Origin of the sequence: Photorhabdus hainanensis (genome assembly GCF_018448965.1) — a bacterium.
Classification (GTDB): domain Bacteria; phylum Pseudomonadota; class Gammaproteobacteria; order Enterobacterales; family Enterobacteriaceae; genus Photorhabdus; species Photorhabdus akhurstii.
The window spans coordinates 42,657-56,805 of record NZ_RCWD01000006.1 but is presented as its reverse complement, the minus strand read 5'-3'; the positions used below and the strand labels follow the sequence as shown (position 1 = coordinate 56,805).

The following is a 14,149-nucleotide window of genomic DNA, read 5'->3' as shown; positions in this document are numbered from 1 at the left end:
TATCCTATAAATAATGACGGTTACGAAGCGATGGGGGGTTACACCTTATTCGGCTTATTTGGATGTAGATGCCAGTACTCTTCTGAGCCGAGATGGTTTTCCCAAAGAGATTGATAAAGTGAACAACGTCCTAACAATTCGTCGTGGGTGCCGCTATCACAAAGAGTTCCATGATCCATCACCAATATTTGGTCAGCGCGGGTTATGGTGCTTAGCCGATGAGCGATAACAAAGACTGTTTTATTCTGGGTAAGAGAATCAAACGCCTGTTGTATCAACTGTTCGTTTTCGGGATCGAGAGAAGCCGTCGCTTCGTCGAGGAATAAAACCGGAGATTGCTTTAAGATAGCACGGGCAATGGCAAGACGTTGACGCTCGCCACCAGACAACGTACCGCCATCCACGCCTAGCGGTGTATCGTACCCTTGTGGCAATGCCATAATCGTATCGTGAATATTGGCAAGGCGAGCAGCCTGCTCCAGTTCTAACTGGGTCGCATTGGGATCACCTAACCGGAGATTGTTAGCGACGGTATCCTGAAATAGTGCGGTTTCCTGAAATACCATAGTCACGGTGTCATACAGTGCCTGAGTTTGGTAATGATGGATATCATTTCCACCCAGACGGATTTCCCCCTTATCCAGTTGATAGAAAGAGAGCAATAGATAAGCCAGTGTGGATTTCCCACTGCCACTGGGACCGACAATGGCGGTCATACTGCCTTGCGGCGCATAAAACGACACATTTTGAATAGCGGGTTGATTCGTACCTGGATAACTAAATGAGATGTTATTCACTTCAACATCATATTTGTCTGGCGCGGTTAATGGCCCGGAAGCTTGCGTGGCAACAGCTTCTATTTCTGCAATATGGGTTTCACCTACTTGCGTTAAAGCCGTGATATTGAGTAGGGGGATAATCCCACGTAGGGGGGTAATGGTGGCAAACAACAGCAGAATCGTGATAAGCATTTCCGAGAGTGTTAATGCTTCTGGTGAATTAAAGCGCAGGGCGCCAGCCAGAATACCAACAACCACGCTGGTATCAATGATGATGTAAAACAAGCTCAGTAGCGGAATACTTCTGAATACTCCACGGCGGAACGCGACCCGTAATTGGTCGATTTCGCGATCAAAACGCTGTTCTACCGTAGTGGTCGCCGCCGCGGCACGAATAAAGGACATACCTTGGGCGTACTCAACGATAGCTTCGGATACATCAGCCATCATAGCGGCACGCAAGCGCAATATTTCATTCAGTTTTTTACGGATAGCCCCCAGGATGAACATCCCAGCCATCAGCACCAATAATGCACTGCCGCCAACCACCCAATCGAACCAGAATAAAGCCAGATAGATAAGAGTCAGCATCATCACCTGACAGGCGATTTGCGGTGTGGTATAGGCTGATTGATTTTCCTGCCATTGCACATCTTCAGATAATGTCAGCGCTATTTTTCCGGCACTCAATCCTCGAATCGTGGCGACAGACATACTAACAAGGCGTTGTAGCAGAGCGCGACGGATTTCTATACCCAAACCATAGGCGGCAATGGTGAGTTTACGTAATGCGCGTGCCATAAAAGTAAATCGCAGCAACAGCAGAATAACCAGTAACCCCAAAGTGATAAGCGGCAGCATAGCATTGTCGCTTTCCCCCAGATGGGTAATAGCCCAGGCAGCAATAGCAAGTTGAGCCATAATCGCAACGGTATCAAGCTGTTTATATAGCAACCCCTTGAACCAAACTCTTTGCAGTTTTGGTGATAGATGTTGCTGGAGACGATTAAATAGCCCCATGATAATTTGCTCCTGTCCCGGTTTTTTCTCCCCGCCAGGCTGCCCACTGTCTGGCGTATGCACCTTGCTGTGCGACCAGCTCCTCATGGGCGCCTTGTTCGATAATCTGTCCTTTATCTAAAACCAGTATTCGATCAAGATGACGGATTGTCGGTAGGCGATGAGCAATGACAATCACTGTCTTATTGCGGCATAAGGCATTGAGCGCCTGTTGCATCTCTTTTTCACATTCTGGATCGGCATAGGCTGTAGCTTCATCCAATACAAGAATTGGTGCGTTTTTCAGAATAGCGGCAGCAACGGCAATACGCTGTTTCTCGCCTACCGATAAGCTCACGCCACCGTTCAGTACAGTGTCGTAGCCTTGTGGTAATTGCTGAATAAATTGATGGGCTTGCGCTGCGATAGCAACCGCTTCAACTTCTGCCTGTGAAGCATCAGGACGGGCTAACCGTATGTTATTAGCCACTGTATCATTGAACAGAAACACACGCTGGAAAACAAAAGAGACGTTATTGCGTAGCGTCGGTTCATCCATATTACGGATATCAACACCGCCAATCGTCACCTGACCCTGTTGAGGGTCCCAAAGACGTGCGATAAGACTCGCGACAGTCGATTTACCCGAGCCACTGGCGCCAACTAAGGCTAATGAACTTCCCGCCGGTATAGAAAATGAAATGTTATTCAATGCATTTTCCTGTTCATCCTGGTAGGAGAAACTGACATTGTGCAGAGCGACACTGCAATCCGTCGGTGTTTGGCTTTGGGTACAAGGCGCCAGCTCAGGTTGATTCATTAACCAACGATAACGTGTGATTAACGCCTCTTGCTGTTGCAAACGTGTCATCACAGCAAACATAGATGAGGCAATATTGCCGAATGCCATTGCCGCCAGAATAAAGAAAGTGAATTCGAATAAAGTGATCTCTTGTCGGTTTAATAACCAGACCGCCAAAGGGAGGACAAACAACAGGTTAGCACTGGATAACACAAAAAACCGGCTGGATTTGACCTGTACTTTCTCAACCCAGACATCAATAATCCGTGTCAGAGCGGTGAAAGCCTCCTCAGCGCGTTGCAACGCAACCTTGCCGCCTGAATAGGTTTTAACCACCGGAATCGCATTAATAACTTCACCCATTGTTGAAGCAATACGGTTTTGGGCGGCATAAAAACGCTGAGTTGTCGTTTGCACCTTCATCTGGATATAGACGAATAACAGGCAGGCCCCCAAAGTTGGAGCGAATGCCGCCAAGGCTAACCGCCAATCAATGGCCAGCATGACGCTCAATGCGATCAATGGCCCAAACAAAGTAGCAGACATCTCAGGAATGATATGGGCAATACCATCTTCAAGTTGCTCGACGTCATCTAGCATCATCTTTTTTATTTCGGTGCTGTCAGTCAGCATGAAAAAGCCCAAAGGCACAGACTTCAACTTGCTGCTGATATTGCGGCGAACATCAGCCTGTACATCAGCGGCAATCAAATGAGCAAAAAACGTTGAACCACTAAAGGTCAACATAGCGGCAAACGTGAATCCCAATAACATGACGCCATAATTCAATAGCGTGTCATATTGCCCATCATAGATAGACTGGGTGATAAGCCCGGCAACCGCCGCCGGTAACATTTGCAGACCGGCGGAAAGAATGGCAAGTGCGATAGCGACGTAACTCAGCGTACGGTATGGGCGCATCATACACCATAACTCTTTAATAACGCCGGCATCAGCCGCACGCTGCTCCGGTGAGTTCTGAACAGAAGAATCATGGCTATGCATGCACATTCTCCCTTTGGAAATCATGGAATTTATGCAATGTCCAGAACAGGGCAGTGAAGGTGAAAATAAGTGCTAGCATGAAAAGGGTAGCGTAACTTACTTTAGTCACTATCAATCCCCCCAACATGGAACAGATAATTGCAACGCCCATATCCGTGGATTGCATCAACGCAAAATCCACACCAGACTGAGCACCTGCTGCAAGCGACATCATCTGGGTATACAGCGCAACAAATTTGGCGGCAGTGATCAACGTGATGAAGACATATGCGGCTGAAAGCAGGGATAACGGCGCTTCTGGTTGCTTGGCAAGCCAAAAAATGCAGGCTAATACGATAGATTCAAGCAGCATAATAGCCAGTAATGTCTGGACAGCGCCGAATTTACGTACAATGACACCACCAAGCAGCACACCAGATAATCCAGCTAATGCACCACCACTGGCAGCAATGATACCGAGTTGAGTTAAATCCACACCGCGATCGATCAAAAAGGGCGACAGCATACCGAGTGAAAGGCGCGTACCGATCATACACAACAATATCAAAACCAGTGCTTGTCTAACCGGCGCCCGGCGGAGGGCATTTTTGAGAGAAGGAGCGGCAACCGGGGCTTTTAAAACCGTCGGCGCTTTTTCTACCTGTGTTTCCCGTAAAAATAGGGCAGGCAATGACATCAATAGAATCACTATGGCTAACACTCCGGCGCCAATGTGCCAACCATACAGTGAAACAAGGTATAGAAACAGACCGCTGCCAATGATGGAGCCCAAATAACCGCCGCCAACTTGCATAACATTACACCAAGGGCGGTGCTTTGGTGGTAACCGGTCAATAGCGTGACCATCGGTGGTGGTATCCACCACAGTCAGGCAAATTGTGATCAGAAACAGACCGACAATAATCAGCGGCATATGTTCGGCAGGTCTTGCCAATGACATTGAACAAAAAAGCAATGTAATTAGCAGATTACCGCAGATCATGATACGGCGGGGGTTTGTATCCCCCGAACCAGATTTACGATAGCGCTCTATAATAGGTGCCCAAAGGAATTTGAACGCCCAAGGCAACATCAGCAAGTAGAGCAAGCCGATTTTATCTGGGGTTACACCGTGGCTGCGTAAAAACGCCGGCATACTTTGTAACGTCAACATACCGATAGTACTTTGGAGGGTGTAAACCCCCGCCAAAGTTAGCAGTAATAACGATATATGACGGGGATGGGAGATATTATGCGTCATAATGCGACACTCACATCCAGCCCAACATTCAAGCCTTTATTGATCATACTGAGCGTATTTGGCCCCACGGTGAAACTGGAGACGCGATACTTTTTATCGCCCAGATTTTCGCCATAGAGTTTTACGTTAACCCCATGCGCCATCTCTAAACTTAATGAAGCGTCGTAAAGGGTATATCCTCCCTGTTCAAGGGTATTCGCTTCATTAAAATAGCTTTTTGAATAGTAACGGGCGCCGGCATTTAAATAGAGGTTACCGGGTAACAACGTTTGATCAATCAAGTAGTCAAAACTTGCATTGAGCATGACATCCGGCGCATAAGGCAGACGTTTATTGTCATAGCTTATGCCATTTTCTGTATCGGTCGCATCAGTGAAGTTTGATTTGCCTGCACTTCCCCCAAGAGAAAATTTCAGCCCTTTCATTGGCTTAATCTGGCTACTCAACTCAATGCCTTTGCTCTCTGCTTTACCCACATTGCGTATAAACTGCGCACCGATCGGACCAACATAAATTTGTTTATCTTTAGAACGAATGTAGTAAACAGCGCTGTCTAATGTCACTGCGTTATCAAAGAACGAGGTATGCCAACCAAGCTCATAATTATCTGAGGTTTCAGTATTGTAGGGTTTTCTATCATTGGCGGAGGAGACAATGTTATTGAATCCACCGGGTTTGTACCCTTTAGTAGCGGAGATATAGAAACGAGTATCTGGCGTCAATTGCCAGCCTAATGCAGCCTTAGGTGTGAACTCATTGCTGGAAACCTGGTTATCAAAAGCTTCGAGCGCCATCATGCCAGAACGGCCTGCATAATCTATCTGCGATTTTTCATGGGACAAACGACCGCCCAAAGTCAAATCCCACTGAGAAGCAAAGGGCAATTTCACCTCACCAAACAGTGCCAGCGATTTTGCTTTTATTGTGTTAGCCGCATCGCCATAGTAACCGGGATAACCACTGGTATGATGTTTATTCTTTTCATCTGAAAACCAGCCGCCGAGAACGCTGGTAATCCCATTTGAGAAATTGGAGTTCAAACGCAGCTCTTGCGTGGTGGCGTGGTGTTTCTCTTTCCATTTACCCCCGATGAAATCACGGTAAATATCGCGATCCTGATAAGAAGTCACACTGGTTAATACACTGTCGCCGAAATCATATTCAGCCTTGAATGCATAACTGTTAACCCGCCGGGTTAAATCCGGGATAGGGCCATCATATTCTTTCCGACGGAATTGTTCGTCGTTTAAATAGAGCTCTTCATGGGAATCGAGATCTTCATGAGCGAAGCTAAGTTCAGCACTGAATGAAGAATCTTCTGGGGCAAATGTCAGCTGCCCTCGACCAAGCCAAGTTTTGCTGGAATCAACATTTTTATTACCGCTATTAGGCGCATCAATTTGTCCAGGCTCTTTTACCCAACGCAAACTGGTACTTCCATAAAGGATATCTTCAATAAGCGGCATTGATCCGCTGAAAGAACCGCCTTGTTTCAGCTTGGAGTAATTACCGGAAAGGTTTAGCCAAGGGCCTTCTTGCGGCGAACGTGTGACGATATTGATAACACCCGCTTGCGCATTTCCGCCATATAAAGTCCCTTGCGGACCGCGTAATAATTCCACACGCTCCACGTTGATTAATTCTTGTGTTAAGAACTGGTGATCCTGAGGAACGCCATCGACATAAATTCGAACAGAAGGAGAATAGAAATCCGGCGAACTAATACCTCGAATGGTTGTTGCTGAATAAGTTCGGTTCCCCCGTGAACGAATTTGTAAGCCGGGAAAAGCCCGCTCAAGATCTTGCACCTGAGTGATACCGGCCTGAACAAGTTCTTCGCCCGTCTTAACCAGAACGCTACCATCCACTTTATTTAACGCTTCTTCTCGTTTATTGACCGTTACAATCAAAGAATCTTCTGTCGCGCCAGGCGAATGTTCTGCCCATACAACAGGCGAAATTAAACAACATAAGACAGACGCCTTAGCGTATTTTTTTTTCATATAAATAACTCGTTATGCACTGTTTAAGATCATGTTTTACAAAATTTAAACGTGGTAAAACAAAAAACATAACGGGAGATTATCGATAATATTCCACCAAGGCTAACGGAATAGGGACAAAAGTAGCGCATTACGCACTATTGATAATGATTATCATTAATGATAAAGTGAGTGACATTCACAATATGCATATATATATAAAATAAAAATATAATGTCTTTAATATGCAAAAAACACTGTTTTAAGTGAGAAAACACTTTTTAACCGGTATCCGATGCTAATTTTACAGGGGATCTCATGAAGACGATCTATAGCAAGAAATTAGGAGTTTTCACGGCTGACCATTGCAATTGCATGCATTCACAAGCGGAGAAAAATAACACAAATACTCCCTTATTGATTGAGGAATTATCTGACGGGATTCATATAAACCGAATTCGCTTTGAGCTCGACAAGGATGTCACAGAATATTGTGAAGGGCCGCCAACGGTATCAATTGCGTTTATTTTAAACGGGAAAGGGAAAATGGCGATTGAAAATGGTGATGTTTTAGATATCAATTCGGGAATGATGATATTTTTCCATTCACCTAAAAAGACGCGTGGCATGAACTTCTTTGGCTGCGGATCATGGCATATTCTCGATATTCGTTTTTCATTGAACGAAGTGGAAGCTCAGGAATTACCCCCTTTTACTCAATTAGCGGCAGGTTTCGAGAAGAACGCTAGCTACAGTGATGTATTGATGATGGCATGTCCCATTTATCCACCATTTATGCAGATAGTGAATCAAATAGAAGAGTGCCAATTAAGTGGTAATATCAGAAAGGTTTATTTAAAAGCAAAAGCGTTAGAAATACTCGCTTGTGTAGCATCTCAGGTTTATGATTGTCAATATAACGTGATCAGCGGGTCGCAACGCCGTGCTGTTTATAATGCAATAAAAATAATTAACAGTGATTATCATTCCCCTTGGACGATAAAATCATTATCAAGAGCAGTTGGTTTGAATGAACGGAAATTAAAAGAGGGATTTCGTGCGGTTGTTTTTCGTACTTTCCATCAATATCTGGAGAATGTCCGTATGACAACCGCAGAAGATTTACTCAAAAAAGGAATGAATGTCATTGATGTTTCTACCGCAGTAGGTTATTCCAGCCCAAGTCACTTTTCTAAACGCTTCCGGCAACATTATTTGATCAATCCTAAAGCATGGCAGGCGAAATATGCCGTTGGTCACACTTTATTAACAGAAAATATCGTAGCTGGGAATTAGTTATCCAATTGACTCCTAAACCAAGATGGCCATTTTAACATGGCCACTTTACAGGTAGGGATATCGCATAATTTATATGTTACGCCAGTATTATATTATCCACCAACAAACTGTCCATGCTGACGCCAACCAAAGTGACTGAGTTTTGACCGAAGGTAAATACCAAATCATTGTCCACCATAGAGGCATGATCCAGATAATTACTTTTATCACTGCTGCCTTCGGTACCCATGAACACGAGTTTATCAGTCTTATTGTAGCCATAGATGATATCTTGTCCAAAATCACCGTTGAACAGGAAGGTGTTGTTATTACCCTGACTTTTCATGACATCGTTACCTTCACCACCGACAAAAACATTATTATTGCCGAAGCCGATCAACGTATCATCACCATCCAGACCAAACAGCCAACTACCGGAAGTTTTAGACGTCAGTGTATCATTCCCATCATTGCCTGTTACTGAATTGGCATATTTCGTCTTCAATCCGTTGTTGGAATACAAACCATCGGCTCTGACTTGAGAATCCACCTGTTTAGTCAGAAACAGCCAGGTACTTTCCTTACTTCTTATAGTCGAGATATCCGTAGCAATGGTGATACCGCCTTGTGCATCACGCACATACAATGTACCTGCCTGGTCATAGGCTATTTCCGCATTTTTTAGTGACTTCTGTAAGTCAAAAGTATTATGGCCTTTCCCGCCGGCAATCATGTTAAATCCGCCGTCATCGCGGAATATATCATTGCCGTCGCGTCCTTCCAGATAATCGTTTCCTTTACCACCTTTAATCAAGTCGTTGCCGTCGGTACCAATAATAAAAGTACTGCCAGTGTGTTTTTCAGCATTCCGGTTTAAATCCTGTACCCAAGTCTTTTCTCGGGTGACATTGGAAAGGTTGCTGACAACAATAGTCGAATCTTTATGTGTTAGATCGTAGAACGTTGAATCCATAATACGTTGCATGCCGCTCTGGTAAAATGGCGTCACATGCGAAACCCAAGTTGACAGATTAGCAATAGAGAAGGGCAGTACATTCCACCAGTCTGATGCATAGTGATCGTTAAAATTAACAATATTATTTGTAGCCGAATCTCTTGGTACATCGTGCACGCCCGCAGAGTTCGCATCAACACTGGTGCCGTTGAGCACGCGGAACACAGGATCATTTTCATATCCTACATTCAGCACCTTGTTACCTTTCTCATACTGTGATGGCGAAGCGAAAGTGATATAGTTCGACTGGGAGTAGAATCCCCCCCATTTCGTATCGCTAGACTCCGCCATACTATTCACAGCCAACCCACCCAAACTATGGCCGCTGACCACAACGTCATTGCCCGTCAAACCGTGAGCTTTGGCATAATTGGCCACATGGTCCAGCAGCCGGCCAAAAGCGTTTGGCGCATAGTCATTCGAATAGTCTTTCTTACCTAAAGCCACCAGCACATTATTCATAATGTCGCCCAGTGTATCGGTAATAACTGATTCTCGAGGACCACTCGTACCGCGAAACGCAATGCCAATAGAAATCAAATTACCATCAGCATCATATTTTCCCATTACCTCTGCCTGAGCAGTGGAATGACTTGCTTTTTCGCCAAAAAAAGTACCGCGGGCATCAGTTCTACCCTGATAGCCTAACTCATCGGCACTGATAGTAAACCACCCTGATTCATTGAGTTTATCTTGTGCCTGTTTTTCCGCGTCCGGGTTCCAAGGCAATTTAGGCGTGATGCCCTGCGATGTCGTGCTGCCGAGAATTGCGGTCAGCAACGTTAATGGCATCCCTAAACCAAAACCATAATTGTAATATCCCTCGGCAAATCCGCTGCCCAGATTATGGTAAGCATACCCGGAGATCGTTTTTGCGTCGGAAAATAACTCTTTGGAAGTAGCGCTATCAAAGTCTTTGTACTGAAAAACACCCATGATGCATATCCTTGTTAAGTTAAAATAAGGTTAAAAAAGTGTTCTAAAAATATTAACCAGCTAGGTAAGTATAGATTGATGTAGATCATTTAAAGAGTAATTGTCTAAAAATTTATAAATTAGTGAGCCATAATGAAAATTTAATATTTTTACAAATCTTTAATTGAATAAATTAAGTTTATATGCTAATGATCTCGCGGGTGAGAATAAACATACTAAATATATCTATATCATTGTTGATAGTTTTTAAAAGTAACTAAATTAATAGATAGTTATAGTCCACAATATTATAAAGGGAGATCGGTTAGTTCCATTTAATACATATAAAATAAATATGGATATTTAAATTAAAGGAAAAAATTTATCGCTGGTTCACTTAATTGGTTGGAAAAATAAAATTAAAACCCATTCAAATTAATTCATAATACTGACATTTATTTCTTATTGATTAGAATAGTTGTTATTACTCTTTCAATATAATTTCTTTAATAATCAATTCACAAATACAATACATTGATTTTTTATTTAAAAACAAACTTTAAAATAAGATTATAATTGCATTGTGTTAATAATTATATTTATTAAATTGCAATGATAAATCTGTATTTATATTTTTAATACTTACTATTTTAAATTAGTTTTCTTTGATAAAATTTTAATTTTATATCCATACGCCAAATTAAATTAAAAACACTTAAAAATCAATAAAATATTACCATTTCATTGACGTAAAATCACAGCCATCAGTAATGTATATTATTCATAATAAGTTATTGAATTTAATTTTTTACACAAGGTATAAAATGAACCAAAGATAACCAAAATAATTTTAAATCTTCTGATTACAGTTACCACAGCATTAAATGAAATATTATTTAACATTATATCGCAGATTAAACACAATGCTTATCATGATAGAAATCGCCATAATAAAATATTATTAAAAATAGTGCGACATTACTTTTTTCTCTCTATAATGTACTTTTTTATTATCTATATTACGAGATCCAAATATGAAACACTCTCCATTGCGGCGTTCATTATTATTAGCCGGTATTACCATTCCATTGGTCAACTTTGCGTTTCCGGCATGGGCTGGCGTTATTCCCTCATCCCTGCATAAACAACTTACCGAACTGGAAAACAGCACAAAAGGCCGTTTAGGAGTGGCGCTGATTAATACGGAGAATGGTCAGGAAATTCAGTACCGAGGGGATGAACGTTTTCCTTTTTGTAGTACTTTCAAGCTGATACTTGCTGCGGCGGTGTTGCACAAAAGCATGTCCCAGCCAGAATTATTAGCAAAACATATTCATTATCTTGAGTCCGACTTACTCTCTTATGCTCCTATTGCGCACAAGAATTTAAATCAAGGGATGAGCATTGCACAATTATGTGCGGCAACAGTGCAATACAGCGATAACACCGCAGCAAATCTATTGATTAAAGAATTGGGGGGATTAGAGGCTGTAAATCGCTTTACTCAAGGTATAGGTGATCCTGCATTTCGACTCGATCGCAGGGAACCTGATTTGAACAGCGCCATTCCCGGTGACCTCAGAGATACCACAACACCCGCGGCAATGGCGGCTAGCGTGAAGAAAATCGTGCTTGGAGAGGTACTTGGAGCATCACAACGTGAACAATTAATCGTTTGGCTTAAAGGAAATACCACGGGAGATGCCAGTATTCGCGCCGGTGCTCCAGCCGGTTGGATAGTTGGTGATAAAACCGGTGCTGGCGATTATGGCACCACTAACGATGTCGCGGTACTTTGGCCGCCAAAGGGAGCTCCTGTGGTTCTGGCAGTTTACTTTACCCAACCTCAGCAAGATGCCGAATCACGCCGTGATGTACTTGCTGCGGCTACGCGGTTGGTGATGGCGCATTTAGCCTAATTTTTCCTGGGATGCTAAGAGGGTGAATGACTAAAATTTGCACCCCTTAGCAATATGTAGTAACGTACCTACATAAATTAGCTATTATATCGAGGTGCACCATGTCAATCACAACCTTATCGAGTCGGCAGCTCAATCAGGATGTCAGCGGGGCAAAAAAAGCAGCTAAAAGCGGTCCAGTGTTCATCACAGATCGAGGCAAACCGGCACATGTCCTGCTAACCATTGAGGAATACCAACGAATCACCAAGCAGAGTAGAAACATCGCTGATGCTTTAGCAATGCCCGGTGTTGAAGATATTGAATTCAATCCACCACGTGTCGCGATCAATAGCCGTCCAGCCAATTTTTCATGATGTATATTCTTGATACTAATATTGTCTCTGAACTTCGGAAAGTTCGAACGGGTAAAGCTAATGCCGGTGTGGCTGCATGGGCTGAAAGTGTTGATGCAACGGAGCTTTTCCTGTCAGCCATTACTATTATGGAGCTGGAAACCGGCATCTTACAGATTGAACGACGAGACATAACCCAAGGGGCATTATTGCGCTCATGGTTCAACCACCATGTAATACCGGAATTTACTGGTCGGATCTTGCCAGTAGATACGGCTGTAGCTCAGCGGTGTGCCCGGTTGCATGTCCCTGATCCATGCTCAGAGCGTGATGCACTAATCGCCGCCACCGCGCTGGTTCATGGTATGACTGTCATCACACGAAATGTGATTGATTTTGAATTGACCGGTGTACCAATATTAAATCCCTGGGTTTAAGGATGATGAAATATTTAAATATGCATGCTTATATTAAATAAGATAAGAAATGAACATGCATATTGATATATTTATTAAAAATAAAATCAAAGCAGAATATTGAAATATAATTTTGAAAATTCACAAAAACACTTACCAAAATCATTGCCATCTATTTCATCCTGTTTTTCTTTTCGTTATCACTCAAATAAAAAATTCATATTTTAACTTTATTATTTTATGGGTTTATTTTTCATTAAAATAGAAAGGCAATAGCTCACACACGTTAATCTGTTTACTCCCCACTTATATAAAAACAATTAACCCTGTAAGTTATAAAAACAATCCATTATTATTTTTTTGAACTAGACTATGATTGGCGCCAATGGTTAGAGTTATCTACACGATAATTTAATATATTGATTGCGTAATAAAATTATTTTATTTAAGAGGGACATATGAGTCAAAAAAATGATTTCAAAGCTTTTTCTATTAGTGATAATGCTAATGTGATAGTTCAAAAAAGATATGAAGAATATGAGCGTTTGCAGGAAGGATTTCTTCCAGATGACATCCCTACTCATGTATTAAATAAGGTATTACGCCAATCGTCAACAATATCATCTGTTGTAGCTGATTTTATTGCAACACAGTCTGGTGAGAACGTTTTGGATGATGGTGATCTAACTAAACTTACTTCCCAACTAAATCGAGCGTTAAAACAAATAACTCGAGAAGAAGTAGATAGACTGGTTAAAACAACCAATAACATTCCTGTTGGCGCTCCTATTCCCTGGCCGTTAGCGAATCCACCTATCGGTTATCTCACTTGCAACGGTTCCGTTTTTAGTAAATCACAGTACCCGAAATTAGGAGAAGCTTATCCTGATGGTAAATTACCCGATTTAAGAGGCGAGTTTATCCGTGGTTGGGACGATGGACGTGGTGTTGATAATGGGCGAAAACTATTATCCTGGCAGGAAAGCTCTACCATAGCTTCATTTGCTGGCCTTTACACAGATAAAATAGCACATGCCTTAACGGACACGGACGGTACAGCCTACCATGTAAAAGATTATTACCAATATCGCGCACCAGAAAAAGCACAAAGCGTTTCTGTTGAAATGGACTATTCACGGATCAGACCACGAAATATCGCATTTAACTACATCGTAAAAGCAGCATAATAATGACACAATATATTAGATACTGAAATATAATAGCGTTAAAGTTTTACCGATTTTAAATGTTGATAAAAATCTTTTTTTAATCAGTATTTTTACTTAATAAAAGCTCGTATAAAAACGAGCTTATCGCTATGCTATGAATAATTGGTATTTAATGATAGAGGTATTAACCCCGTTTAATGAGTGCAAAATATACCTGCTAACTGTACAGAATTGGTTACCGTGCTACAGATTTAAAGGAAAAATGGGTAAATTGGATAGGATAAATGGCAGTCAT

General features: G+C 42.3%; 10 protein-coding genes. 5 read left to right on the top strand and 5 right to left on the bottom strand.

Translation table 11 applies throughout. The features are described 5' to 3' along the window. Positions 1–38: 38 nt before the first annotated feature. The 4 genes from EAE92_RS05380 to EAE92_RS05365 are packed head-to-tail and all read right to left on the bottom strand — an operon-like array spanning position 39 to position 6,828. A complete protein-coding gene (locus tag EAE92_RS05380) occupies positions 39–1,886 on the bottom strand; it encodes an ABC transporter ATP-binding protein (RefSeq protein ID WP_246545021.1) in 1,848 nt (615 codons plus the stop codon). Further along, positions 1,786–3,585, bottom strand: a complete 1,800-nt coding sequence (locus EAE92_RS05375; protein WP_246545020.1) for an ABC transporter ATP-binding protein — start codon at positions 3,583–3,585, stop codon at positions 1,786–1,788. Before EAE92_RS05375 ends, EAE92_RS05380 begins: the two co-directional genes overlap by 101 nt. Next, entirely contained in the window at positions 3,578–4,825 is a 1,248-nt protein-coding gene (locus tag EAE92_RS05370; RefSeq protein ID WP_214067317.1) for an MFS transporter, read from the bottom strand. Before EAE92_RS05370 ends, EAE92_RS05375 begins: the two co-directional genes overlap by 8 nt. After that, positions 4,822–6,828, bottom strand: coding sequence for a TonB-dependent receptor (locus tag EAE92_RS05365; RefSeq protein WP_214067316.1), 2,007 nt, complete (start codon positions 6,826–6,828; stop codon positions 4,822–4,824). The genes EAE92_RS05370 and EAE92_RS05365 overlap by 4 nt, the downstream gene beginning before the upstream one ends. Before the next feature lie 297 nt (positions 6,829–7,125). Here EAE92_RS05365 and EAE92_RS05360 point away from each other — a divergent pair, with 297 nt between their 5' ends. Next, positions 7,126–8,103: a helix-turn-helix transcriptional regulator gene (locus EAE92_RS05360; protein WP_214067315.1), complete on the top strand. Its 978-nt coding sequence runs from the start codon at positions 7,126–7,128 to the stop codon at positions 8,101–8,103. A gap of 79 nt (positions 8,104–8,182) precedes the next feature. Here EAE92_RS05360 and EAE92_RS05355 read toward each other — a convergent pair whose 3' ends face one another. Beyond that, a complete protein-coding gene (locus EAE92_RS05355) occupies positions 8,183–10,036 on the bottom strand; it encodes a polyurethane esterase (RefSeq protein ID WP_214067314.1) in 1,854 nt (617 codons plus the stop codon). Positions 10,037–11,049: 1,013 nt separating this feature from the next. On the opposite strand from EAE92_RS05355, the gene bla reads away from it, so the two are divergent. The 4 genes from bla to EAE92_RS05335 all read left to right on the top strand — a co-directional run bounded on the left by bla (position 11,050) and on the right by EAE92_RS05335 (position 13,872). Next, positions 11,050–11,934: a class A beta-lactamase gene (bla, locus tag EAE92_RS05350; RefSeq protein WP_214067313.1), complete on the top strand. Its 885-nt coding sequence runs from the start codon at positions 11,050–11,052 to the stop codon at positions 11,932–11,934. 101 nt (positions 11,935–12,035) lie between these two features. Continuing rightward, on the top strand, positions 12,036–12,290 hold the full coding sequence (locus tag EAE92_RS05345; RefSeq protein WP_214067312.1) for a type II toxin-antitoxin system prevent-host-death family antitoxin: 255 nt from the start codon (positions 12,036–12,038) through the stop codon (positions 12,288–12,290). After that, positions 12,290–12,706: a type II toxin-antitoxin system VapC family toxin gene (locus tag EAE92_RS05340; RefSeq protein WP_105395527.1), complete on the top strand. Its 417-nt coding sequence runs from the start codon at positions 12,290–12,292 to the stop codon at positions 12,704–12,706. The genes EAE92_RS05345 and EAE92_RS05340 overlap by 1 nt, the downstream gene beginning before the upstream one ends. Before the next feature lie 437 nt (positions 12,707–13,143). After that, positions 13,144–13,872 (top strand): tail fiber protein, encoded by a 729-nt coding sequence (locus EAE92_RS05335; RefSeq protein WP_214067311.1) that lies wholly within the window; start codon positions 13,144–13,146, stop codon positions 13,870–13,872. Positions 13,873–14,149 lie beyond the last annotated feature (277 nt).

Coding starts and splice junctions, on each gene's coding strand:
- EAE92_RS05380 (WP_246545021.1), bottom strand. CDS start 1,886: ATGAGGAGCTGGTCGCACAGCAAGGTGCATACGCCAGACAGTGGGCAG.
- EAE92_RS05375 (WP_246545020.1), bottom strand. CDS start 3,585: ATGCATAGCCATGATTCTTCTGTTCAGAACTCACCGGAGCAGCGTGCG.
- EAE92_RS05370 (WP_214067317.1), bottom strand. CDS start 4,825: ATGACGCATAATATCTCCCATCCCCGTCATATATCGTTATTACTGCTA.
- EAE92_RS05365 (WP_214067316.1), bottom strand. CDS start 6,828: ATGAAAAAAAAATACGCTAAGGCGTCTGTCTTATGTTGTTTAATTTCG.
- EAE92_RS05360 (WP_214067315.1), top strand. CDS start 7,126: ATGAAGACGATCTATAGCAAGAAATTAGGAGTTTTCACGGCTGACCAT.
- EAE92_RS05355 (WP_214067314.1), bottom strand. CDS start 10,036: ATGGGTGTTTTTCAGTACAAAGACTTTGATAGCGCTACTTCCAAAGAG.
- bla (WP_214067313.1), top strand. CDS start 11,050: ATGAAACACTCTCCATTGCGGCGTTCATTATTATTAGCCGGTATTACC.
- EAE92_RS05345 (WP_214067312.1), top strand. CDS start 12,036: ATGTCAATCACAACCTTATCGAGTCGGCAGCTCAATCAGGATGTCAGC.
- EAE92_RS05340 (WP_105395527.1), top strand. CDS start 12,290: ATGTATATTCTTGATACTAATATTGTCTCTGAACTTCGGAAAGTTCGA.
- EAE92_RS05335 (WP_214067311.1), top strand. CDS start 13,144: ATGAGTCAAAAAAATGATTTCAAAGCTTTTTCTATTAGTGATAATGCT.